Raw genomic sequence first — 26,181 nt, 5'->3', positions numbered from 1 at the left:
ACGAATAAATATAAAACACCCTAATGGGTTTCTAACAACAAAAGGGAAAACAATGCGTAAACTTACTTTTATTGCAGCGGCTGTAAGCGTTGCACTGCTTGCTGGTTGCCAGCAAACAACACAACAATCAACTCCAGCCTCTGTTGCACAAGCAGTTCAATCACAACAAAGTGAAATCGACAAAGCGAATGCATTTTTTGAAGATACATTTAATCGCGATGTAATGAGCAGTCCTGTATATCAAACATATATGGGTATTAAGCAAGATTACGATAAGTGGGACGATGGCAGCGAAGAAAGAAAGCTTAAAGATTTAGCACAAACAAAAGCTGACCTAGTTGCATTAAAAGCAATTAATCGTGATTTATTAGATGATGCAACAAAAGTAAGTTACGACTTAAAAAAACAAGATCTTGAAAGTTCAATTGCCGACTTTAAATGGCGTTACCATAATTACCCTGTGAACCAAATGTTTGGTACGCATTCTATGATCCCTGCGTTTTTAATTAATCAGCACTCAATTAGTAATGCAAAAGAAGCTAAAGACTACATTTCACGTTTAAATGGTGTTACTGAGGTTATTGATCAGCTTATTACTGATTTAAATGTACGTGCAGAAAAAGGCATTATCGCTCCTAAATTTGTGTTCCCGCATGTTATTGATTCAAGTAAAAACATTATTCACGGTGCCCCATTCGAAAAAGGCGATGATTCTACATTGCTTGCTGATTTTAAACGTAAAGTAGCAGTGCTTGAAATTAGCCAAAACGAAAAAGACTCGTTAATCAGCGATGCATCAGATGCATTAAAATCGGCTGTTAAACCATCTTACTCTAAGCTAATTAACTACCTAGCACAGTTAGAAAAACGTGCAGATAACCGTGATGGCGCATGGAAATTACCTGATGGCGAAGCGTTTTATAACAACGCACTTAAGCGCACTACAACTACAGATTTAACGGCTAAAGAAATTCATGCAATTGGCCTGTCTGAAGTAACACGTATTCATGATGAAATGCGTGAAATTAAAGATAAAGTTGGCTTTAAAGGCGACTTAAAAGCCTTTATGCAGTTTATGAAAACTGACAAACAATTTTACTACCCTAATGATGCACAAGGTAAACAACGCTACCTTGATGAAGCAACAGGGCTTATCGATACAATGAAAACACGTTTAGATGAGCTATTCATTGTTAAACCAAAAGCTGATTTAAAAGTAAAAGCAGTTGAAGCATTCCGTGAAAAAGCAGCGGGCAAAGCATTTTACCAACAGCCAGCTCCTGATGGCTCACGCCCAGGTATTTACTACGCGAATCTTTACGATATGGAAGCTATGCCAACGTATCAAATGGAAGCGCTGGCATACCACGAAGGTATTCCGGGTCACCACATGCAAATAGCTATTTCGCAAGAACTAGAAGGCGTGCCTAAGTTTCGTAAATTTGGTGGCTACACTGCGTATATTGAAGGTTGGGGTTTATACTCAGAATTCATTCCTAAAGAAATGGGCATGTACTCAGACCCTTACTCAGATTTTGGTCGCCTTTCAATGGAGCTGTGGCGCGCATGTCGTCTAGTGGTTGATACGGGTATTCACGCAATGAAGTGGACTCGCCAAGAAGGTATTGATTACTACGTAAATAACACGCCTAATGCAACATCTGACGGTGTTAAAATGGTTGAGCGTCACATTGTAATGCCTTCACAAGCAACGGCTTATAAAGTAGGTATGCTTAAGATTTTAGAACTTCGTGAAGACGCTAAAAAGCAACTGGGTGATAAGTTTGATATTCGCCAGTTCCACGACGTTGTCCTTAAAAATGGTCCTGTACCACTTAATGTACTAGAAAACTTTGTTAATGAATGGGTAGCAAGCAAAAAAGCTTAAAACCAATTTAAACAATTGCTTTAAAGATGAAAGGTCGCATTTGCGACCTTTTTTGTTTTATAGTAGCAAAAAAGACTTTGGAAATAATAATGGATTTAAGCATACAACTACTTAACGCACGTATTTCAAAGCATCAGCTAGATGAGCTTGATAACGACTTTAAACAGTTAAGCCCAGCCCAACAGACATTGCAGCTAAATCATTTATATGAAAGCACTCAGCGTATGAGCATTAAATACGACTTTATGCAAAATGTGGCAACGCGTATTTTAACTACCAATGCACCTCCAGCCGCGTTTATAAACCAATTGACAACAACAGATACGTTAACCTTTTTTACCCCAGCACTTAAAGTTAATAAAGGCTTTTTAGCGCAAGACGTGCGGGGCAATAACGCGCTGCATAATGTATTTAAACACGCCGACGATCAAAAATTACCTTTTAATTATGTGCGCTCTTTAATGCTGTTTGAATCTAACGATGATTTAGTAAAAGCGCTTGCCCAGCCAAACGATCGCGGCCTAACACCCGTAGCTTGTTACATTGCGTATGCGAATAAGCCAAGCACGCCGGTTAAACATGAGTTTTCAGCGTTATTAGCACTCATGGAAATAGAGCAAAAACAAAACCCAATGGCTAAACAGCAACTGGCAAATACATTAAAAGGTGCAGGCCTTAACGAAACTAGCATTTTACTTAGTGCTGCTTACTTGCAGCGTTCAACCGCACAGGTGGCGCATTTAATTAGAGCAATTTAGTCATCTAAATAATATTCAACACTAGTAACAACGCGTATTTTTTTGATTTGTGGAGTGTTTGAATCGCGATTACTGATACTAAATTGCCCTTGGCGAGCTGTTTTTATTTTGCCTAATTTTGAATTAGAGTCTTTAGCAAATTTATTAGCGACTTCACGCGCTTTTTCAGTTGCTTCTTGCACCATCGCAGGTTTTACATCATTGAGGCCTGTAAAAATGTATTCAACTTTTGTTTCGTAACTATCCTGCACTATTGCGATATTTTGTTTAGCAAGCTGGCTTACTTTACTCAGCGCGTTTTGTACTTTATCTGGTGCATTTGAATAAACAATAATATTTGAGCGTATTATGTATCTAAACTTTTGATTTTCATTACTGTATTCACGTGATTGTTTATCAATAACTGACTGGCTACCTATAGTTATTTCATCGTCGTCAAAACCATGGAGTTTTAAAAAAGCAGTTACCGCATCATTTTTTTTCTCAACTCGGCTGACTAATTCCTCAAGATCATTGTCGGCATCACTAAATTGCAGAGGCCAAATTACCGTATCGGCTATTACTTCTCGCTCGGCCAATCCCTTAACCTGCACAGTACGTTCCATCCCTTTCACACCCAGAGCGGTACTTTTTAAAATAAACCCTAAGCTAATTAGGCCTATACTTAAACAGATAGCCGCTATAACAATGTAAAAACCGGGGGTTTTATTCACAATAATCTCCTTGATTGATATCAATAATAAGCATCGATACGCTCGAAATAACACAGTAAACAGGGTACATTGAGACTATAAATAACGCAAAATTTAATCAGCCTAGGAAAAACCATGAGCCTTAAGCGTATAACCCAATTTTTTAACCCAAGCTCAGTGGCCGTTATTGGCGCCTCTAACGTATCAACTCGGGCTGGTTTTGTGGTTATGCGCAACTTACTTCAAGGCGGTTTTAAAGGGCCGATAATGCCCGTTACTCCAAGCCATAGCGCAGTACATGGCGTACTTGCTTACCCCTCTATTGCTGACTTACCAAAAGTACCCGACCTTGCTGTTATTTGTACTAACAAAAATACCTTAATTGATATTATTGAGCAGCTTGGAGAGCTTGGCTGTAAAACGGCTATTGTTATTGCCGATGGACTATCTGGGGAACAAAAAAGCGCGCTTAAAGCATGCGCTCAAGCCAAACAAGTTACTTTGCTTGGACCCAATTGCTTAGGCTTGCTGATCCCTCATATTGGTTTAAATGCGAGCTTTTCACATACCGTGGCAAGCCCAGGTAAAATTGCATTTGTATCGCAATCAGCAGCAGTATGCTCAACCATTTTAGATTGGGCTAAAAACAAAGAAATTGGCTTTTCATATTTTGTATCAGTAGGCGATTGCCTTGATATAAACTTTAATGAACTACTCGACTTTTTAGGTCGTGATGCTAAAACCAAAGCTATTTTACTCTACATAGATAACATTGAAGATATTCGTGGCTTTATATCAGCAGCAAGGGCCGCCGCCTTTAGTAAGCCTGTAATTGCGATTAAAACAGGTAAAACAACTGCGGGCGCACTTGCAGCCGAAATTCACACCGGCGCAAAGCAAAGCTCTGATGCTGTTTACGATGCGTTATTTCAACGAGCGGGTATGCTGCGTGTAAATGATTTACGAGAGCTATTTGCAGCGACACAAACACTCGCCATGCATCCAAAATTATTAAAAGTAGAACAACTGACAATTTTAACTAATGGTGGTGGCCCAGGTGTTATGGCCGTTGATGAACTTATTCAAAGTTCCGGTAAATTAGCAGAACTAAGCATTGAAACCCGAAATGCGCTAAATAAAGTCATTCCGCAATCAGAAACCACCTCAAACCCTGTGGATATTTTTGGCGACTCTGCACCTGCGCGTTATAAGCAAGCATTAGAAATTTTACTGCACGCAAAAGAAGTTAAAAACTTACTGATTATCCATACTCCCTCAGCGCTTGCGCCCAGCGAAGACTACGCCAACATTATTGTAGAAACCTTACAAACATTACCCAAAATGGCGCGCCCTTACGTTATAACTAACTTTATGGGTGAAGACGCATCTTACGCCGCCAGAAAAGTGTGCTCAAACAACGCAATACCCACTTATAGAACACCAGAGGGTTCTGTAGGCGCGTTTATGCACTTGGTAACGTATCGCCGTAACCAAAAGCATTTAACGCAAACACCTGAGTCGAACACTGATGACGCTAAAATAAATAAAGTGGCCGCTAAAGCGCTTATTAATGAGTTTTTAGATGACGGACAAAGCTACTTACCTACTCATCAGGCAAGCCAAATATTAAACCACTATGGTATTAAATGCATTCAAACTGAGGTCGCTTACACCCCAACAGAAGCCAAAGAGCAAGCCATTGAGCTTGGTTTTCCAGTCGCGTTAAAACTTATTAGTCCAAGTATTGCCTCGAAGTCTGAAGTCGGTGGTGTGGTGCTTAACTTAAACGACGCCAACGAGGTTGAACAAACTGCTTTTGCGATGCTTATCCGTATTAAAAACACGTATCCGGATGCTGTTATTGAGGGGTTTTCATTACAAAAAATGGCGCCGCGAGCAGGGGCAAATGAGCTGCGAATTGCGATTAAAACAGAGCCTAATTTTGGCCCAGTTATATTATTAGGTGAAGCAGGAACCGGCCTTGAATATGCACAAGCCGCCGTTGCACTGCCTCCACTAAATATGAACTTGGCAAAGTATTTAATTGCTGCAGCGCACGACAAAGGCGTATTAAAGGAGCGCATACTCCCCGAAAAAGTTGATAAGTATCGTTTGTGTGCACTGCTAACGCGTATTTCTCAGTTAGTTATTGATCAACCTGACATTAGCTCAATGGAACTAAATCCTATTCTTGCCAGTAATGGGCAGTTTTTAGTGCTCGATGCCACTATGACACTTAATCGCTATCAAGCTCAGAGCAATCGTAAGCGGTTATCTATTCGTCCCTACCCTATTGAGCTTGTTGAAGTGGTAACACTTAAGAATAACACCCAAGCTACGCTCAGACCGATAAAACCAGAAGATGAACAAGCTCATAAAGTATTTGACGAGTCACTTAATAAAGAAGACAGATATAAACGCTTTTTTGGCGAGCTTCCACAGTTTAACCACGATCAACTCGCTAAAATGACCCAAATTGATTACGACCGTGAAATGGCGTTTATTGTTTGCCAACGCTTTGAAGGTAAAACCCGCACTTTGGGTGTATCTCGCGTCATTATGGATCCCGATAACCTACATGCTGAATTTGCTATTGTAGTACGCTCAGACTGCCAAGGCTTAGGGCTTGGTCGTATACTAATGAGCGCTGCAATTAATCACTGCAAACGCCAAAGTGTGGAGTCGATTGAAGGCATAACCTTACCTGAGAATACAGGGATGATTGAGCTTGCCCGTAAGCTAGGTTTTAAAATTAGCCGCGACTTTGAAGAGGGCAGTATTAACATGGTACTCAAACTTACATAATGAATAATTCGCAGACTTTAAGACAAAAATTGGCTTGCCTGTTTGAAGGCACAGGCCAGTACCGCCGAGCAGGGCATATTCTTGATATTGCACTCATTAGCTTAATAATGATCAACGTTGTAGCCATTGTTATTGAATCAATCCCAAGTGTGGTAGAGCAGTATTACAACGAATTCTTAGTTTTAGAAATTGTCTCAGTCGCTATTTTTGCTATTGAGTACTTAGCCAGACTTTGGGCTTGCGTAGATAAAACACAATATGCTGCAATAAAAGGATCTAATACCAAACGTCGGCTTAGTTATTTTTTCTCCCCTTTGGCAATTGTTGATTTAATCGCGATTTTGCCGAGCTTAATGATGTTTTTATTTCCTCTCGATTTACGTTTTTTACGTGTGCTTCGACTATTAAGAGTGTTTAAACTCACACGCTACTCACGCGCCATGCAGCTACTTTTAAAAGCCTTTAACGATGAAGGTAGTTCACTAATGGCTGCTTTTTTTATTATGGCAGTGGTGCTTATTTTGGCTTCATGCGGAATTTACTTAATTGAGCACGACATACAACCCGATAAATTTGGCTCGATTCCCGCTGCTATGTGGTGGGCAATGGCAACATTAACAACCGTTGGTTATGGCGATGTAGTACCTATAACGCCATTAGGTAAGTTTTTCGGCGGGGTTATCACACTACTGAGCATGGGAATGGTTGCTATACCTACCGGTTTACTCGCGTCTAGTTTTTCAGAACAAATACGTAAACGCCGCCAGTTTTTTGAAGATGCCGTACATGAACAAATTCAAAATGGTACTCTTAATGATACTCAACAAGAACACCTAGAAGAGCTACGCTATAAGTTAGGCTTGAGTAAACTAGAAGCTAATAAGGCTATTAAAACACAGTTAAATGAGCACAATGGCCATTTATTTTGCAGGCACTGCGGTAAAAGGCCTTAAATAAGTACAATATTATCAATTGAACATATCACTCCAATCGCGATTAATAAGTGGTAGTACTTCGTTATTTGGTACAGGTTTACTAAATAAGTAGCCTTGGAAATGCCTACATCCTCTTTCTTTTAAAAAGGCGAGCTGATGTGAGCTTTCAACCCCCTCTGCTACACATTCTTTACCTAAACTGTGTGCAAGGGCAAGTATTGATTGAATAATGGCTTCGTCGTCAGAATCTATGCCTATGTCTTGTACAAAGCTCTTATCAATTTTTAGTACGTCGATAGGAAAACGTTTTAGATAAGTCAATGAAGCATAACCAGTACCGAAATCATCCATATAAAGCTTGCAGCCCAAACTTTTAAGCATCTCCATGCTGTGCAATGCTTGTTTTGAATCACGCATAAGTATCGACTCGGTAATTTCAAATACAATCGCGTCTGACGGTATATTGGCATTACTTAGCGCTTTTCTGATCTCTGGCACTAACTCTATAAACTCAAAATCAAGTGCCGATAAATTTATTGATAAATAAAGCTTCGGCGATACCTTACGCCACTCTTTCAAATCCTCTAAAGCACGTGCCAATGTTTGCAGCATTATCTTTGTTATTAAACCAATGCCTTCAGCCGCTAAAGAAAATTCTTGAGTTTGGATAAGATTATTTTCAGGCCAGCGTAATAACACTTCAAACCCTTCTGTAATATAAGTTTTTGCGTTAACAATGGGTTGGTAATAATTACAAAATTCATGTTCTTGATAAGCTTTAGTAAGTTGTGACTCCAGGTGAAGTGTTTTTTGTACATGCTGATTCATTTCTTGTTTATAGAATTGATAGCTACTTTCAAGTGAATCTTTAGCATGGTAAAGCGCAATGTTAGCCGCTTTTAATAATGTAGCGCTTTCTTTTGCATCATCAGGAGATATAGCAACACCAATACTTAAATTAATATTAACGACCTGTCCGCTAACACTAATATTTTGGTTTACGCAATCCATTAGTTTTACGCATATAAGTAAAACCTCTTCTATTTTATGAACATCCTCTACGAGCGCAACAAATTCATCACCACTAAAACGTGCGACACTATCTGATGGGCGTAATGCACATTTTAATCTCTCTGCGACTTTTTTAATTAATTCATCACCCGCTTCGTGCCCTAAGGAATCATTAAAGTACTTAAAGCGCTTAATATTTATGTATAACAGTGCAACTTTACAGCTGTGCTTTTTTGCTTGTTCTAACGCATGCCCAACACGATCGTTAAACAACGTACGGTTTGGTAATCCCGTTAATACATCGTAATTAGCGAGCAAATGAAGTTCATTTTCAGCTGATTTTTGAGCACTTATATCCGTTAATATAACAACATAACTATTTAATCGTTGCTCGTTATCGGCCACCGCACTTATTTTCACTAATACATAATGAGACTCACCATTTGCGAGCACTACAGTATCTTCGCAAGTGAAATGCTCGCCAACTAATAGTTTTTGTATAATCCGTAAATAGCCAAAACGATTGCTGCGTGAAATTCCTAAATTTAGAGAGCGACTAGAAAGCGACTCAGCAGAGAAGTTAAAGGCTGTTTGAAGTGATTTATTTGAGGCACGGATATTAAAGTTTTTATCGAGTATAAGCACCCAATCACGGGTTTGCTCAAATGCTGCGGTAAACAGCAATGCATGCTCTTCAAATACCATCTCACGGGTCATATTAGTGTAGGTCCCCGCCACTTTTTGCGGGTTTTTTTCGTCCCACTCTACAACTTTGCCAAAATCTTTATACCACCGCCAATAGCCTTTTGCGTGGCGCAGGCGGTAGGTACAGTTAAAGTAACCTTTATCAGTAGATAAAAATTCTAACCATTCTAAGCGAAATAATTGTTTATCTTGCGGGTGAATTTTAGCTAAATAATCATCCAAACTCACTGTTTCATTATCGTAGCCAAGTTCATTTTTTAACCGAGGCTGATAAATGGAGGGGTTACTTGACTGCCAATCCCATACCCCAGATTCACTGCCTTCCAACGCTATTTTTAAGCGGGCTTCACTTTCTTTGCTCTCTTTATTTGCTGCTAATAGAATCCGTTGAATTTTATTGCGTCGCATCACCCACATTGTTACAAATGCAACGAGTAACATTGCATATAGCACCATAAAATAAGGCGCTCGCCAAAGCGGGTATTTTACTCTTATTTTTAAAGTTGCAGGTGCTGTGTATTTGCCTGTAAGTGGATCTTTCGCCCACACTTTTAATTGGTAGTTACCCGGATTAAGTTTAGGGAATAAAACGCGATTATTATTGCGAGTATACGTTTTCTGGCCATTGCCTAATTGATACTCATAAATAATACGCTCTTGATTACTAAATGCCATAGCAGAAAAAGCAACTTCAAGTCCTATGTCATCATGGTTCAGAATAACTTCATTTAGTGGCTGCTTTAAATCAAACGATAAATCACGCGACATCAAATTGACTCGTGTAATATTGACATGATCAATTAGCACCTGAGTATTTTTATTTTCCATTGGCTGGAAATAGGTGAGACCTTTTAAGCCACCATATGCAATACGGCCATCTTTTAGGCGTGCCATTGCGTTGCTATTAAATTCAGCCGAAAGCAGCCCTTCAGATACAGTAAATTGTTGAAAATGTAATGTTTTTGGGTTTAACCGCCAGATACCTTTGTGGCTACTCATCCAAATCATGCCGTCATCATCTAGCACCATGTCATAGAGTAAAGTGCCCAATTTATTTTTTTCCAAATCAATTGTATGTACTAGCTGATAAGTTAAAGCATCAAGTCCTATTAGGCCAAAATTAGACAATGATATCCATAAAATATTGTTGTTATCTATAACATACGACAACACACTAATAGCAACATTTTCATGCTGTTTGGGTACTTTATAAATCATTTTCAATGCAAAATTTTCAGGGTTTACTTGATATAAAATTCCCGCATTAAAAAACAATGGTGAATCGGGTTTACTAGAAAGTGGTGGTAAAAAACCATGGGCTAGGAAAGGTTGAAATTGTGCAAATTCACCACCTAAACGAGTCACTATTTGCGTATCAATGTTATAAATAAACACGCCATGATCTGAGTGCACATAATATAAATCGCCATTTGGCATAAGTGTAACACCATGCACCCAGCCTTTTATTTTATCTTGGTTAGCAGGATTTTTTGTTATTGGTTTACTAACATCATGTGTAATTGGGTCAAAAACAAACAGCCCTCGGTTACTGTAAAGCCACAATTTATTTTTATAAGGCATTATTTCATAAACAGTAAATTCGGTTGTTAGTAAATCTACTTTATAGTCTTTTAAATAGACCTTTCCTGTATTGGCTTTTAAATCGACCTCGGTTATGCCATTGTGCGTGGCTAACCATAATTTATCATTGTATTCGGTAATGCCCCACACCGAATGATGCGACAATCCATCACCACCTAATAAACTGCCATCAACATTGCTAAAATTATAATTATCGTTTGATAAATAAAATGCGCCGTCTGTTTTGGTCGCCACCCATGTGCCGCCTGATTTATCTTTTACCATATCAATAATACTAGTATCAGCAAGCGTATATTTACTTTGCGTTATACGCGTATTTTTAATCAATTCACCACTGGTTAAGTCAAACTTAAACAATCCTTTATCTGTAGCTAAATCTACTTTTCCATGGGCGTTAACAATTTGCCAAATATTTAAATCTGCCAACAAAGCCTTATTTTTAAATGGTAGGTCGGGGCGCTCAAACATCTCCGATAAATTAGTGATATCTACTTGATACAACCCCTTTACAGCACCAACGAGAAGTTGATTACTTTCGTCTAAAGCGAACGCCTTCACATTATTTTGGTAAATATGTTCAGGCTCGCCCTTTAAATGCTGTAGTGGACGTATTTGTTCCGTTGCGATATCAAATACATAAGCACCGTGGCTAGTGCCAATAAAAATATAGCCATTGTAGTGAAAAAGCTCCCTAACTAAAGTGTTCTTATATTCATGTGAAAGCTCAAAAATAGAAGTTACTATGCCACTTTCAATGTCTAACTTTGCAAAGTCTCTACCTCGTCCAATCCACAGTGTTTTTTCATCAATCGCTAGCATGCTAAAAGCAGACTCGTTAATAATTTGTTCTTCGCTAGTGGGTTTTTCTAGAAATTGTTTGTATGAGTTAGTTGCAGGGTCGTACCTAAACAAGCCCGCAAGCAATGATGCAATCCAAATATGGCCTTGAGGGTCTTGGTAAATACGGTCAATAATAGCTTCTTCTAATTCGCCATTAGGGCCATTAATAGGAATAACCTGATAACCATCATAGCGATTCAATCCCGCTTCTGTCGAAAGCCATAAGTAACCGCTATTATCAATAAGCATAGTGTTAACGTAGCTCTGTGACAAACCTTCGTTTGGAGATAAACGCTTCACTTGTGCGCCTACTTGAGAGCTTAAAATAGCAGTAAAAGCTATTAAACTACATATGATCCAGTTAACACATCTGCTCATGCTTATTCCATATTATTTGATGCTATGGGTATTTTAAGGCGACTACATTGCGGTGTTTGTAAGTATCGAAAAGTACTTGTAAAGCAAGAGTATATGTTAACACTTGGTTAAAACCAATAGTACGGTATAAATCAACTAGTGTTTTGTAGGCAAAGGTATAAACAACTTTATTTTGCTTCTCTAGGAGTGTTGTTATTAATAGCTTTGCTAAACCTTTAGATCTATGCTGAGGAGCGACAAAAACGGTCGACAAAAATAAAAATTCGGCTTTATGTTGTAAGCGGCACGCAGCAACAATATCTGTTTTATTATAAATAACCCAAAGTTGATCTTGCTTATTAGCACGCCCCCTTACGCTGTATTGCTTATAAAATTTATTAACAAGTGGACTTTTAACTTGTTCTAATATTTCAACCTTATACATACCTAACTTAGCATCATTGACAAATACTGTTCAAATTGCTGTTTTAAAAACATTTGCTCAGCAACCGGACGGCTATGAATAGTGTTATACACTTGTTCACGCGTTTTTTTATTGCGTTTAATTTGATACGCCCAAAATGACGCTTCATAATCGAGCTGAATTTGGTATTTTTCTTCACGTGGTAACAGACATAAGTTAAAGCTCATAGTATTTCCTAATTCATTCCAATAAATTACCAGCTTAAATAGCAATAATGCTATAAACCAACCAATAAGGTGGCCATATTGCATTATACGCCGCGTATTTTATTTACTTCTGTAGTAATTTAAAATAGCAGCCACAACATTTTAGCATCTTATTATTGTTGATTAATTTATTTTTATCCCGTCGTATTTTAATACCAATCTGCTTATGTATGGGGTCTATTTAACGTTAAGAAAATTACGCTAGAACTAGGCAAAAGTTTTTGTATCTAGTTGTTCTAAATAAAAAATTTTTAACGACGTTATAGTGCAATTTAATTCGTTAAATTGATCAAAGATTTATGCAGGTTGGTATAACAACCGTTTTGTGTGTTCCAAGAACACAATTGGCACATAGAAAAGCAAGCTTTAGATGGAATTAGTTATGAGGTATCGATTATAGATTAATAGTCGTAACAGTAGCTTTGTGGCCGTAAATAGTACTTTAGTGACTGGCTAATTAATCGAAGCTTTGGATAATAAATCTATCCCAAGCAGCTATTTTCAGCGCTAAATTGTTCAAATTCTATGCAGCACTGGCATTATATGTGCCAAAAGGCAGATAAGAATTAAAAATCAAATCCTTGCTGTTCGGTTTTACTATTTAACGCTGAATTTTTTTGATCTTTTTGCAGGTAACGTTTGTAGCGTTGTTGACATAAACTAAGCACTTTCTTTTTTTGGGCATTACTTAGTGAGTTCCAAGTAAAACGCTCATCGCGACTGCGGTAGCATCCCTTGCAATACCCTCTATTATTCACTAGACAAATACTTTTGCAAGGGCTTGGAATATCAAATATTTCAATTTGTTGCATTGTATTAATACCACTTAAGAAGGTCAGACTTTTAGTATAGCGTTTTTTTTAAGCAAAAAAAAAGTGACAAATAAACAGTCACTTTTCAAAGGTTATTAAACTCACATGTGACCTTTCAGCATAAAAGTTCTATTTAGACGCAATTGAATCACGGCGCGAGGTCTGCAACCTCGTGGGCAAAGTAAATACAGAGCAACAAAGAGTAAGTCGCCCAAGAGCGAGCTCAAAGGGCAGCGTATGTTTAATCTAAAAAGGTAAGCAGACCCCGCTTAGTGCTCACAACTTTTAATATTAATCTCACTCTTACGATGAAAAGGCTTAGCGTACATTGCAAGTACAAGCGGTTTAAGCTCTTCAGGTACATTAGCCATTCGCTGTTCGAAGGTGGCTGTATCTGGTGAGTCAATTACTGCTTTTTTACAGCCACCAGCAATATAATTTCCGGGGTGTAAATAAAATGAATCCACTATTTGCTTATCAATCGTTTTTGCCAACGCTTCTGCGCTATCACAATTGGATTCAATAGGCCGTCCAAACGCTAAATGAACATGTCCCTTGGCGGTACTAAAGCCTTCGACAATACTGGCAATATCTTCACCAGCAGACTTAATATATTCACCGTGGAGTTGCTTATGATATAACTCTTTAGCTTTAGAGATAGCACACGGCTCGTATTGATAAGATATAGAAACAGGGACTATTTTTAACTCTTTTATATAATCACCAAACTCTTTCTTTTGCTTGCGCCCATTAAGTTGCAGCATTTTTAGAAGCGCAGGATCCGTTTGATCAAATCCATCTTTCGCACGCCCCTCTTTTTGTGCAATCCAAATTGAATTACCACTCATCAACGAATCATAAATATAGGATGAAAGTTGAGTAAGTGCTTTTAGCATTTCTTTAGGTGCTTTAGCTGAGCGCTTAACTATAAAGCTTTTATTTAAGCGCATAAGTTCAGTGATATAAGGTATTTGTAATAAATTATCGCCAATGGCAATACGCACTGTTTTCATTTTGTGTTGAAACAAACCCCAATTGACTAATGCTGGATCCAGTACTATGTCGCGATGGTTAGAGATAAATAAATAAGCTTGTTTAGGGTCTAATTCATCGAGACCTGAAAAAGTAACTTTTGACGTGGTGCGTTTTACTAGCTTATCAAGGTATTGTGCAACCTCGTTCTGTACGTCTTCAACAGTTTTTACCTGCCCCCATTTTTTACGCAGCTGGCTTCTTACCAGTGGACGTGCAATAAAAGGCACTGCCGATAAAAAACGCGGTAAGTTGTATTTTGCTATTACATCAATAAACGCATTATCGTTGATTAAACGCGTAAGCGAAGCCGCAACTTCATCGTCATTATATGGGCGTATATCTGCGTATTTGTCTTCTAATTCACTCATTACTACATCTATAATGTTAAAAAACGGCACGCCAAAGCGCACCGTTTATGTCTATGTTCGATTATAACTCAGCCAATCTAAAATGCGAAATAACCAATAAACGGCTTTTATTACTTAAGTGGATCATGCTCTTTACTTTACATAAAGTTCGACCATGAAACCTAGTATTAGTGCAACAAATTTAGCTAACCAATCCAGTAAAATACCATATTCTTAGACTGTTAGTGGGCTGACCACTACTACATAGCCCTCTAATCATTTGGTAGTAATACCATTAACAAAGCCTTTCTTTCGTAGTACCTTAAGCCCATATTTTAGATTTTTGATGGATCGTAAGCCTCTTTTTTACGATTTTAACTCTTTCAGATCCACTTATTTTAGGGCTCATAATGAACATTACTATTCTTGATAACGCTACATTAGCTAAAACATCTCTTACTTGTATTGAACAACTTGGTAAATTAACGACTTATGAACTTACTAGCCCAGAGCAAGTTATTGAACATTGCCAAGATGCTGATGTATTAATCACTAATAAAGCAGTTTTAAATCGCGACACGATTAGTCAACTGACTCAGCTTAAACTAATCTGCGTTAGCGCAACTGGTACTAATAATGTTGATTTAGAAGCCGCTAAAGAATTTGGTATTGCCGTAACTAATGTAGCTGGCTATTCAACACCTTCTGTTGTTCAACATACGTTTTCTTTAATTACTAATTTACTGGGTAACACACACCGCTATCAGGCGGATTGCCAGCAAGGCGCGTGGCAAAAAAGTGACATGTTTTGCATACTCGATTACAGCTTTAACGACCTACAAGGTAAAACATTTGCCATTATAGGCGGTGGTACGTTAGGCAAGGGTGTTGCGAAAGTGGCTGAGGCATTTGGCGCTAATGTTATTGTAGCAGAGCGTAAAGGGGTTAAATGTCGAGATGGTCGTACGCCTTTTGAAGACGCCATTAAAACAGCAGATATAATCAGCGTACACTGCCCGCTAACAGATGAAACACGTGATTTAATTTCGCTTAATGAGCTTAAAATGATGAAGCCAAGTAGCATTATTATTAATACCGCACGTGGTGGCATTATTAACGAAGCCGACCTAGCTAAAGCACTTGAGCAAAACCTAATTGCAGGCGCAGGTGTTGATGTACTAACTAAAGAGCCTGCCGAGCTTTCAAATCCACTTGCTAATTACAAAGGCAATAATTTATTACTCACTCCACACATTGCATGGGCAAGTACTGAATCTATCGTACGCTTAATTAATGAAGTAAGTTTAAATATTACTGCATTTAATAATGGTGAATCACGTAACCGCTTGGTGTAGTGATTTTATTGTAGTAATCAAAAAAACTAAAAAATGGCTGTTTTTACTAACACATTTAATATTTTGCTAGATAAAAACAGCCAAGACAACTTAAGACAATGATTAATAACAACTTATAATTATGGTATACCCTTTGCTTTAATACAGCTAATAACAAATTAAAAACTTTATTAAGGTAAATAAAAATGAAAAAATCACTTTTAGCTGCAGCTTTAATCGCTCCATTTTTAACAGGCTGTGTTATTGCAGTGTCAGATGGCGAAACAGAAACACATTGGGCTGGTAAAAATTCATCTAGTTGGGAAACTAAGAATAAAAATAATCGTGAAGCCATTTCAGAGCTTGCAATGGATAGTAGCTATCAATCCGTGTTAACTAAATTAAAAACACCTGACTTCACTGAATTATTAAAAAAAGGTGATGATGTTTATCAAATACTGTTTTACGTAACGCATAGCCTTCATTCTGACGGAAAAACAACGAAAGATGAATGTACTCCACTGATATTTAAAAATGACAAATTAGTCGGTATGGGCGAAAGTGCTTTGGGAATGATAAATAATTAAAAAAACCGTCACTACATTGTTATTGCCGCCTTTATTGATGGAACTTAGGTTAGGTTATTTGTAGGAGTGTGATACCAATCTGCTTATATATGGGGTCTATTTAACGTTAAGAAAATTACGCTAGAACTAGGCAAAAGTTTTTGTATTTAGGGCGTGTTGTTCTAAATAAAAAATTTTAACGACGTTATAGTGCAATTTAATTCGTTAAATTGATCAAAGATTTATGCAAGTTGGTATGGCATATACAAACCAAATTTTTCCTATTGTAAGTCCACTCAGCACGCTGGTGTTAGTTGTTATAAGATAAGAAGTAAAAGTAGTTTATTATACGCAATACAGGTCACTTAGGAGAACAAAGCTCAATTAGCGTGCAATAATTTGATTACGCCCAGCATCTTTCGCTGCATACAAACCTAAGTCAGCCTCTTCTAAAAGTGTTTGCTCAGCATACACTTTACCACTTTCAGTCGTTGCTACTCCGATACTAATAGTTATATGTTCAGCATTAAGTGACGCTTTATGTTCTATCTTCAGTGCGTTTACAGCATTTCGTAATGTGTTAGCAAATTGAATAGCCTCGTGTTTATTAACACCAGGTAACACGGCAGCAAATTCTTCTCCGCCATAACGAGCTACAAAATCACCACCGCGTTTACACTGAGCAACAAGTACTTGCGCCACTTTTTTTAAGCACTCATCACCGGCACGATGCCCATAACAATCGTTATAACGTTTAAAGTGATCTATATCCATCAGTAATACCGACAGGGGTGTGCTACCTCGTTTACTTCTGCGCCATTCACGAGATAAATTTTCATCAAGATAACGTCTATTAGGTATTTCTGTTAGGCCATCAATTGAAGCTAACATCTCAAGCAAGTCATTTTTTTGTTTAATGAGTAACTGATTACGTACTCTCACCCTGACAATTGAAGCACTAAATGGCTTAATTATATAATCCATAGCCCCCAGCTCTAAACCTTTAGATTCATCTTCATGGCTTTGATTAGCTGATATGAAAATAATGGGGATAGACTGTGTGATTGGGTTTTCTTTTAATTGCACAAGTACTTCGTAGCCATCAATACCCGGCATTACAACGTCGAGAATGATCAAATCAACCTGTGTAGTTTTCACAAAAGTCAGTGCTTTTTCACCGCTTTCAACTAAAAACACATCATGCTCACCTTTGAGTGTTTTTTCGAGCACTAAACGGTTAAGAGGATCGTCGTCAACAATTAATACCTTAGCTTTTTTCGACATCCATTGCTCCCAAGCCTTTTATAAAAACAATTACCTGCTCTAGCTGCATAATAAGCTCTTTTATCGAAATTTCAACAGACTCATTGGTTGTCTTAAACTGATGTTCACATTGTTGGGCACAAAGTGATAACCGCTTGAAGCCTAAATTGCCTGCCACACCTTTTATACTATGCACTAAGCGTACCAAATCATTTCTATTGGTACTTCCTTCTATTTGGGTGAGCTGGGTTTGGCACAAATTAGCAAACTTATCAATCATGGTTTTGAGTAATGCTTCATCAAAACTGAACTGCGTTAATGCAAATGATTCTTCAAAAAAGCTAGGTTTGGAGAGCCCTAAGCCTGCAATTGCATCAATGAGTACGTCAGCCACTACAGGCTTTGTTAAGTGTTTATTCATACCGCATTTTAATGAGCGCTCAACATCAGCTGGTTCGCAATGAGCGGTTAATGCAAAAATAGGCAATTGCTTAGTGTCAAACTGTTGGCGAATTAAAGCCGTTGCTTGACAGCCGTCAATATGCGGCATTTGTACATCCATTAAAATTAAATCAGGCTTTAAAACGCGTAATAGTTCTATTCCCTCAACGGCACTCATAGCTGTAACAACATTAGCTTTAGCTTGATGCAACACACTGCTAATAATGTCTAAGTTTAATTGGTTGTCATCAATTGCTAACACTAATAATCCCGCTATACCCCTTTTATACACCTGTTCATTCGTTACTACTATTTCACTGTTTATATTAGGCTGCGAGGCAACATCCAAATTAAGCAAGCGTTGAGCAAGTGCTGATGCTTTAACATGTTGAACTGATAGCAGCTGACTTGTTGACAAATTTAATGTGTGTTGATGGTTGATGATAACCACTGAAATTGCTTTTGAAGATAATGAATCGTTGATTGCTTGCACACTTAGTAATTTAGGTAAGTCATCAGCATCTATAATTAAGTTTTCAGTTTCGGTTAACTTTATGGGATATTCTAACGCTTCCTTTAGATCAATACTTATTAACTCCGGTAAAGCGCCCACAACACGTTGTAGCTCATAGCTTTGCTCAGATATAACGGCTAATGCATTTGCTGGTAATACGCTACTTTTTGTTGTATCCACCTGTAACAAAATACTAAAATAAAACTCACAACCATGACCTTTCTCACTATTTAATGCAATTTCACCACCCATTAGTGACACCGCATGCTTAACAATAGCGAGTCCTAATCCAACGCCTTGGTGGATTCTTGTTGATGATTCATCGCCTTGCGTGAAAGCGTCAAATAAACGCCTTTGATCAGCTTTATCAATCCCGCAGCCAGTATCTATCACACGAAAACAGATAAGCTGTTGTTCAATACTTACGCTTTGTACTAAATCCATTTTTAGTACAATAGAGCCTGAGCTTGTAAACTTAACCGCATTCGTTAGTAGATTACCTAAAATTTGCTGTAAGCGGATACTATCGCATATAAAAACAGGAGCAATTAAAGGGTCTACATCAATAATAAACTCAACATTTTTATTTTCACACAGCGGCGCCGTTAAGCTATCGCAAATATCAATTAGCTCTACAATATTAAATGGCGCTAACTTAAGTTCAGCTTGCGCACTTTCTACGCGTGCAAAATCCAGCATTCGGTTAAGCATCAATAATAAACTTTGCGCAGCGTGTTTAGCCTGGCCTGTTTGTTGTAGTTGCTTTTGGGTAAGCCCCTGATCTATTAACATATCAAGTAGGCCCAATACCGCGTTAAGTGGAGTGCGTATTTCATGGCTTAAATTAGCAATAAAACGGCTTTTAGCAAGGGTTGCTCGTTCAGCATCATGCTTAGCTTTAGTTAGTGCGCTTACATCCTGTAAATGAATAACATAATAAGAAGGATCACGTTTTTCATCCCACACAAGTGATACACTCAATTGTAACCAATTGGCTAATTTCCCTTGCGCTAAGGTTAAATGGTATACCTTTTTCTTGTCGTCGAGTAACTTTGCTAAAGTGATTTTTATTTCTTGCCATTGGCTGTCGTCAAAGAGCATTTTAAGCTGCTCTCCTACTAAAACAGGATGTTCTATAAATAATTTTCTGGTCGCTTTATTAACTTGTACAATCGTGTGCTCAAGCGACAGCAGCACAACGCTATTAGCAGCAAATTCAATCGCACTTCTAAATTTAGATTCTGAAGCTTTTAAAGCGTACAACGTTTGTTGCTGCTCAGTTATATCTCGTCCTATTCCCATTGTACCCAACAAATGTTGATGCTCATTATAAAAAGGAGCTATGGTTAATTGATAGGACTTATTCTCTGTGTCTATTCGTTGTTGTACATCGTGACGATTTTGTAAAACTTGCTTTTCTAAAACGCTAATTTGTTCATCATCATTGCTAATTTCCTCCATGCGTTTACCCACTAACGCTGTTTGCTCTTTACCTATATACGCTTCAAATGCCTTATTACACCCTAAAAACAAACCATCAATATTTTTAAAATAAATTAAATCGGGCACACTGTTAAGCATCGTGTTGAGTAATGCTAGGTGGCGTTCTTTTGCTTCATAGCTACGCTTTAGCTTTTCGGATTGCAGCTGCACTTGCTCATCAAGATCTTTATTAGCATTTTGCAGTGATTCCACCAGCTGCTTATTTTTAGCAAATACGCGTTTTACTTTCGAAAACCAAGGCTGCCAATTAAGAGGAATTTGATAATCTAATTGTTTATTTTGTTGTGTATCATTTTGCTCTAAATAGTGCATTAAATGCGTCATCGGTTTTATAAAAATACGCTGGCTTAACCAAAAAAACACACCAAACATAATGCTTAAAAATAGTGTTAAAAATATAAATTCTAATAATACTTCGTAACGAATAGAGTTTACTAAATTTGATTTAGGTTCGTGAAATGCAGCATGAATAGGCAAATTGCCCATTGGTTGCATAAAATAATTAGTATTACTGGTTAATATCGTCAGTTTATTATCCGGACCTGCGATGTTTGGCCAATAGGTTTTTAGATCGATGGCTTCGTCAATTAGATTTTTTGAGCTGGCAATAATGTGATGGAACTGATTCATAAATACATATTCACCGTGATTAGGTGATACTTTTTTTAGCCAAGTAGACATTGCCTGCACATCGTAAATTAAAATAATGTAATCGCTTGAACCAAGTTCTCGCTGACGGCCTATAGCAAAATAAGCTTTACCATCTATATTAATTATTGGGCTTGATGAAAGATTATTTGGAGAAAACTCGGGTTTAAATTGCCCGTCTAAAATTTCGGTTAATAAAAAGCTTTTACTTTTATTACGCCTTGCCACATATGCAATACCACGCTCATCCACATAAGCGACTGCTGAAAGTGACTGCATCAGCGAAAGCGTCGTATTAAAAGAAGGGCCTAACGCGACTAATTGCTGCCACTGTAAAAGCTCACGAGTAGAAAGTGAAAAATCTCCTTTACCAACAATTTCAGTGCCTTGGTTTATAAAATGACGATAGTAGTAACCATCATACTGGCTAATACCTTCAAGAAGAGTGCTATTTAATTGATTATAAGGAGGCAGTTCGTACAATGTAAACATAGTAGTAAGTAAGTCACTTGCCGCTTGCATGCCATGACTTACTTGTGCAGATACATTGATAAAATCGGCTTCGCGCTTTTCAACAATGCGTTCAAGCTTAATATTATATAAATGTAAGCATAATAAAAGAGCTACAACTAATGGAACCAAAAGCGCAACAAATAAAGAACGATAATAATGTTTAAGAGGTAAAAAATTCAACGTACTGCCTGCGTTATGGCTCGAAAATCAATCGATAGACTATCGAGCCAATTTGTTAAGCGCAAGTTATAAATTTTCTTCTGCAAATGACGCTAAGCGACTACGTACAACCCCGTTAAGGTTTATCGTTGCACTGCCCTCAAAGTTTTTAAAACGCTCTACTATGTACGTTAAGCCCGAAGTCACCGGTGTTAGGTAGTTACTGTCTATTTGCGCCAAGTTACCCGTACAAATTAATTTAGTACCTTCGCCGCAGCGAGTAATAATCGTTTTAAGTTGAGATGCCGTTAAATTTTGGCTCTCATCTAAAATTACCACCGCATTTTGAATGCTACGCCCACGCATAAAGTTAACCGATTTAAACTGCACATTGGCTTTTTCCATAATGTAGTTTCGGCTTGATATCGGATTTTCGTCGCCTTTGTGCAATACCTCCAGCGTATCGGTAATGGCTGCAAGCCATGGCGCCATTTTCTCCTCTTCTGTGCCGGGTAAAAAACCAATGGACTCTGCTATTTCAGGGGTATTACGGGTGACTATTACTTTATCGTAAATACCTTTTTCGATGACCATTTCAAGGGCGCTGGCAAGCGCTAACAAGGTTTTACCACACCCCGCAGGGCCGGTTAAAATAACAAGTTCAATACTTGTATCGAGTAGTGCATCAAGCGCCATACCTTGATAAATGTTTTTAGGTTTAACGCCCCATGCTTGTTGATGCATTAAACGCTCAACGCCAATATCTTTTAGCGTTATGTGCTCGTCATCGTAGCATTTAACACGCGCCGCAAACTGATCCCCTCCATCAAGTAAATATTCATTACAAAATACATCAGGTATTAAGTTTTTAGGCACATGATGAAACGTATCACGTCCGTGTTGCTGCGTATTACACTCCCCTACATGCTCCCAAAAATCCCCTTCAATTTTTTTATAACCACTAGTAAGCAGGCTTATATCGTCAATAAGTTGGTCGGTGCGGTAATCCTCAACATATTTAAGCCCGGCGCCTTTGGCTTTTAGGCGCATGTTTATGTCTTTTGTAACCAATATAACCTTTGAATCACTGTGCTGCTTTTGTAAGTACACGGCGCAATTAATAATACGATGGTCGTTTTCGTTACCTGGTAAACCAGAAATGGAGTCGGCAAATAAATGGTCGTTTACAATAATGAGGGTACCTGCAGAGCTCGCTTTTGCCTTTTTGTTACTTGGCAGCGCCACGCCTTGTAGCATTTGTTCGGGCGTTGCATTTTTAAGAACTTCATCTAATCCACGAATAGCGACGCGCGCATCACGACTTACGTCGTGTTTTCTGTCTTTTATGTGGTCAAGCTCTTCAAGCACCGTCATTGGGATAACAACGTCATGCTCTTGAAAAGACAAATAAGCGAGTGGTTCGTGAAGTAGTACGTTGGTATCTAGCACATACATTTTACTTTCAAGGTTCGAAGCTTTTTCCATAGCACTTTCCTTACGTTTTATGATTTTTATGCTATACCAAAATAACTAAGTAAAACGGGCAAAACTTAAACCTGCAATACTTAATTGCTAAGGCATAATGTAAGTTTAGTCTATTTGTCATAAAAGTCCGTTTTATTACAAACCATAATTAGTTTTAATTTATAAAAAAAGCAGCCATAAACAAGTTGTTTTAATAGTAATAATTAACACTTACAAAATTAATTAAAAGTGAGCCAAATAGCGCCTTGCAGTGGTGTTAGCTTACAGGTAACATAGCCGCCTTTTTCATCATAGACGAGACATACATGAATTTTTCCTTAGGTCAGCGTTGGATCAGTGATACAGAGTCAGATTTAGGATTAGGCACCGTTGTTGCCATTGAAGGCCGTCAGGTCAGCATATTATTTCCTGCCAGTGGTGAAAACCGTGTTTATTCTAGTGCAGAAGCACCTGTTACCCGTGTGGCATTTAATCCTGGCGATGTGATCAAAAGCGTTGAAGAATGGGAATTAGAAGTAGAGTCTATTGAAGTACAAGGCGAGTTACTTTGTTATCACGGCACCCGTGTTGATAATGGCGAAACAGCCAAGTTAAAAGAGACCTTTTTAGATCATTTTATTAAGTTTAATAAACCACAAGATCGTTTATTTGCAGGCCAAGTCGATCGTTTTGATCGCTACACACTTCGCTACCAAACGTGGTTACATAAATTTGAACGTGAACAATCGCCTATTAAAGGCTTAATTGGTCAGCGTGCTAACCTTATTCCGCACCAGCTTTATATTGCCCAAGAAGTGGGTAAACGTTTTGCCCCACGCGTACTTTTATCAGATGAAGTAGGCCTTGGTAAAACAATTGAAGCGGGCATGATACTACATCAACAAATTATTAGTGGCCGTGCGAGTCGCGTACTGATTGTGGTGCCTGAAAACTTACAGCACCAATGGTTAGTAGAAATGCTACGCCGCTTTAACTTACGTTTTTCTATTTTTGATGAAGAGCGCTGCGACGAAGCGTTTGCAGATTCTCCAAACGTATTTGATACAGAGCAACTAGTACTTACCAGCCTTGAGTTTTTAACCAAGAAAAAACGCTGGTTTGAACAAGCAACGCTTGCTGATTGGGACCTTTTAGTAATAGATGAAGCCCATCATCTAAGTATCAATAACGGCAAGCCAAGCTCAGAGTACCAACGTATGGCAGAGCTTAGCCAAGATATTCCGGGCCTTATTTTGCTTACAGCAACGCCTGATCAACTTGGTCACAGCAGTCACTTTGCGCGTTTACAATTACTCGACCCGGATCGTTTTTACGACTACGACGTGTTTAAAGAAGAAGAAGCAAATTATAAAGACGTAGCGCAAGCTGCAAATCAATTACTGCAAGAGCAAGCTCTGGACGACGCAGCCAAAGCCACGCTAATTGAGCTATTAAAAGAAACCGACATTACTGATATTCTTGCAAAAGCACAGCAAGGTGATTTACCAGCGCGTAAAGAAATACTTAATATGCTGCTCGATCGCCATGGCACAGGTCGTATATTATTCAGAAATAGCCGCAGCGGCATTGACGGCTACCCAAGCCGTAAATTACACGCCTACCCTATGGCACTGCCAAAGCAGTATAAAACGGCTATGTCGGTTCTTGGTAACATGGGCGGCATTCAAAACCCTGAACTAAGTGCACACCGTGCCCTGTTTCCTGAAAAAATATTTCAAGAGTTTGAAGGCGAAAGCGCAAGCTGGGGTTTATTCGACCCACGTGTAGATTGGTTAATCGACACCCTTAAAACACTTAAGCGCGAAAAAGTACTGCTTATATGTGCTAAAGCTGAAACAGCTATCAGCCTTGAGCAAATACTGCGTGAACGCGAAGCAATTAAAGCGTCGGTATTCCACGAAGGTATGTCGATTATTGAGCGTGACCGCGCTGCTGCATTTTTTGCAGACGAGTACGATAATGCACAAATATTACTGTGTTCAGAAATTGGCTCAGAAGGTCGTAACTTCCAGTTCTCGCATCACTTAGTGTTGTTTGATTTACCACTGAATCCAGATTTACTCGAGCAACGTATTGGTCGATTAGACCGTATAGGCCAAACGCAAGATGTGAACATTCATGTGCCATATTTTGAAAACACCGCTCAAGAAGTACTGCTACGTTGGTATAACGAAGGCCTAGATGCATTCGAATCTACATCAACAACGGGGCAAATGCTTTATAAAGAGTTCCGTGACGACCTACTTGAATATATTTCTGCGCATAACTGCGATGAAGACGAACTCGATCCATTACTTGAGCAAGTAGCACAGCAAAATGCAGTACTGCGTAAAAAAATGGAAAGTGGACGAGATCGTTTACTAGAGCTACATTCATCGGGTCAAGGTGCTGCAGATTCGCTTGTGACTGATATCGAAAAACTCGATAACCAGTTTGAGTTGCCAAGCTACATGATCAACGTGTTTGATACATTTGGTGTAAGCCAAGAAGATAAAGGCGAAAACACCATTATCTTAAAGCCAACGGAACATATGTTAAGTGCCTCATTCCCATCGCTTAAAGACGATGGCATGACGGTTACGTTTGATCGCGACACGGCACTTTCGCAAGAAGACGTACACTTTATCAGCTGGGATCACCCTATGGTGCAAGGCACTATGGATATGATTTGTGACGATGACTTTGGTAGCGCATCAGTTGCACTGCTTAAAAACAAAAAATTACCGCCTGGCACCTTTTTTGTTGAGCTTATTTTTGTTGCAGAAGCAATGGCACCAAAAGTATTACAAGTTGGTCGCTTTTTACCACCTACACCAATTCGTATATTGCTCGATAAAGCAGGTAATAACTTAGGTGAGAATGTGGCATTTGAAGGCTTTAATCAGCAGCTATCAGCCGTTGGCCGCCAAACAGCAAGTAAGCTTGCCGGTGCACTACAAAGCGCTGTTCACCCTATGATCACAACCGCTAAAGATATGGCACAAGAAAAACTTGAAGTTATTCGCGCAGCGTCGCTTGTTAAAATGCAAACATCACTCAGTGAAGAGCAAGAGCGACTTGTTGCACTTAAGCAAATTAACCCAAATATTCGCCAAGAAGAAATAACGTTTTACGATAAGCAACGCAACGACCTAACTACGTATATTGAAAAAACGCAGTTACAACTTGATGCCATTCGACTAATAGTGGTTTCGCACTAAGGTTTCAATTTAAAGATGTCGCTCGTTAGTAAAGATTACTAATGAAAAAACATAAAAAAAGTGCGGTATTTATACCGC

General features: G+C 38.5%; 16 protein-coding genes. 7 read left to right on the top strand and 9 right to left on the bottom strand.

Annotation, left to right across the window (positions count from 1 at the left end; all coding sequences use genetic code 11):
* Window positions 1-52 precede the first annotated feature (52 nt).
* Complete coding sequence (locus D172_RS02675) at window positions 53-1,888, top strand: DUF885 domain-containing protein (protein WP_007376529.1); 1,836 nt, start codon at window positions 53-55, stop codon at window positions 1,886-1,888.
* A gap of 89 nt (window positions 1,889-1,977) precedes the next feature.
* Complete coding sequence (locus D172_RS02670) at window positions 1,978-2,646, top strand: hypothetical protein (RefSeq protein WP_007376530.1); 669 nt, start codon at window positions 1,978-1,980, stop codon at window positions 2,644-2,646.
* Here D172_RS02670 and D172_RS02665 read toward each other — a convergent pair.
* Window positions 2,643-3,359, bottom strand: coding sequence for an SIMPL domain-containing protein (locus D172_RS02665; RefSeq protein WP_007376531.1), 717 nt, complete (start codon window positions 3,357-3,359; stop codon window positions 2,643-2,645). The two genes, D172_RS02670 and D172_RS02665, sit on opposite strands and share 4 nt — an antisense overlap.
* 114 nt (window positions 3,360-3,473) lie before the next feature.
* Here D172_RS02665 and D172_RS02660 point away from each other — a divergent pair, with 114 nt between their 5' ends.
* Window positions 3,474-6,143, top strand: a complete 2,670-nt coding sequence (locus D172_RS02660) for a bifunctional acetate--CoA ligase family protein/GNAT family N-acetyltransferase (RefSeq protein ID WP_007376532.1) — start codon at window positions 3,474-3,476, stop codon at window positions 6,141-6,143.
* A complete protein-coding gene (locus tag D172_RS02655) occupies window positions 6,143-7,096 on the top strand; it encodes an ion transporter (protein ID WP_033015870.1) in 954 nt (317 codons plus the stop codon). Before D172_RS02660 ends, D172_RS02655 begins: the two co-directional genes overlap by 1 nt.
* A 15-nt stretch (window positions 7,097-7,111) precedes the next feature.
* Here the strand turns inward: D172_RS02655 and D172_RS02650 are convergent, their stop codons facing one another.
* The 5 genes from D172_RS02650 to D172_RS02630 all read right to left on the bottom strand — a co-directional run bounded on the left by D172_RS02650 (window position 7,112) and on the right by D172_RS02630 (window position 14,498).
* A complete protein-coding gene (locus D172_RS02650) occupies window positions 7,112-11,614 on the bottom strand; it encodes an EAL domain-containing protein (RefSeq protein ID WP_007376534.1) in 4,503 nt (1,500 codons plus the stop codon).
* A gap of 22 nt (window positions 11,615-11,636) precedes the next feature.
* Entirely contained in the window at window positions 11,637-12,038 is a 402-nt protein-coding gene (locus tag D172_RS02645) for a GNAT family N-acetyltransferase (RefSeq protein ID WP_007376535.1), read from the bottom strand.
* A 2-nt stretch (window positions 12,039-12,040) separates the two neighbouring features.
* Window positions 12,041-12,244, bottom strand: coding sequence for a DUF3283 family protein (locus D172_RS02640; RefSeq protein WP_033023391.1), 204 nt, complete (start codon window positions 12,242-12,244; stop codon window positions 12,041-12,043).
* A 605-nt stretch (window positions 12,245-12,849) separates the two neighbouring features.
* On the bottom strand, window positions 12,850-13,095 hold the full coding sequence (locus D172_RS02635) for a DUF1289 domain-containing protein (RefSeq protein WP_007376537.1): 246 nt from the start codon (window positions 13,093-13,095) through the stop codon (window positions 12,850-12,852).
* A 269-nt stretch (window positions 13,096-13,364) separates the two neighbouring features.
* Window positions 13,365-14,498 carry a 1-acyl-sn-glycerol-3-phosphate acyltransferase gene (locus D172_RS02630; RefSeq protein WP_033023394.1) on the bottom strand — a complete coding sequence of 378 codons (1,134 nt, stop codon included), beginning with the start codon at window positions 14,496-14,498 and terminating at the stop codon, window positions 13,365-13,367.
* A gap of 389 nt (window positions 14,499-14,887) precedes the next feature.
* On the opposite strand from D172_RS02630, the gene D172_RS02625 reads away from it, so the two are divergent.
* Window positions 14,888-15,832: a D-2-hydroxyacid dehydrogenase gene (locus tag D172_RS02625; RefSeq protein WP_007376539.1), complete on the top strand. Its 945-nt coding sequence runs from the start codon at window positions 14,888-14,890 to the stop codon at window positions 15,830-15,832.
* Window positions 15,833-16,017: 185 nt separating this feature from the next.
* Entirely contained in the window at window positions 16,018-16,398 is a 381-nt protein-coding gene (locus tag D172_RS02620; RefSeq protein ID WP_007376540.1) for a DUF3192 domain-containing protein, read from the top strand.
* Between the two features lie 363 nt (window positions 16,399-16,761).
* Here D172_RS02620 and D172_RS02615 read toward each other — a convergent pair whose 3' ends face one another.
* The 3 genes from D172_RS02615 to D172_RS02605 all read right to left on the bottom strand — a co-directional run bounded on the left by D172_RS02615 (window position 16,762) and on the right by D172_RS02605 (window position 22,903).
* Complete coding sequence (locus D172_RS02615) at window positions 16,762-17,661, bottom strand: diguanylate cyclase (RefSeq protein WP_007376541.1); 900 nt, start codon at window positions 17,659-17,661, stop codon at window positions 16,762-16,764.
* A complete protein-coding gene (locus tag D172_RS02610) occupies window positions 17,645-21,439 on the bottom strand; it encodes a PAS domain-containing hybrid sensor histidine kinase/response regulator (protein ID WP_007376542.1) in 3,795 nt (1,264 codons plus the stop codon). Before D172_RS02610 ends, D172_RS02615 begins: the two co-directional genes overlap by 17 nt.
* 66 nt (window positions 21,440-21,505) lie before the next feature.
* A complete protein-coding gene (locus D172_RS02605; protein ID WP_007376543.1) occupies window positions 21,506-22,903 on the bottom strand; it encodes a PhoH family protein in 1,398 nt (465 codons plus the stop codon).
* Window positions 22,904-23,208: 305 nt separating this feature from the next.
* On the opposite strand from D172_RS02605, the gene rapA reads away from it, so the two are divergent.
* Entirely contained in the window at window positions 23,209-26,103 is a 2,895-nt protein-coding gene (gene rapA, locus D172_RS02600; protein ID WP_007376544.1) for an RNA polymerase-associated protein RapA, read from the top strand.
* Window positions 26,104-26,181: the final 78 nt, after the last annotated feature.

Origin of the sequence: Pseudoalteromonas sp. Bsw20308, from assembly GCF_000310105.2 — a bacterium.
Classification (GTDB): domain Bacteria; phylum Pseudomonadota; class Gammaproteobacteria; order Enterobacterales; family Alteromonadaceae; genus Pseudoalteromonas; species Pseudoalteromonas fuliginea.
The sequence above is the reverse complement of the archived record's forward strand: the minus strand, read 5'-3'. Positions and strand labels throughout refer to the sequence as shown.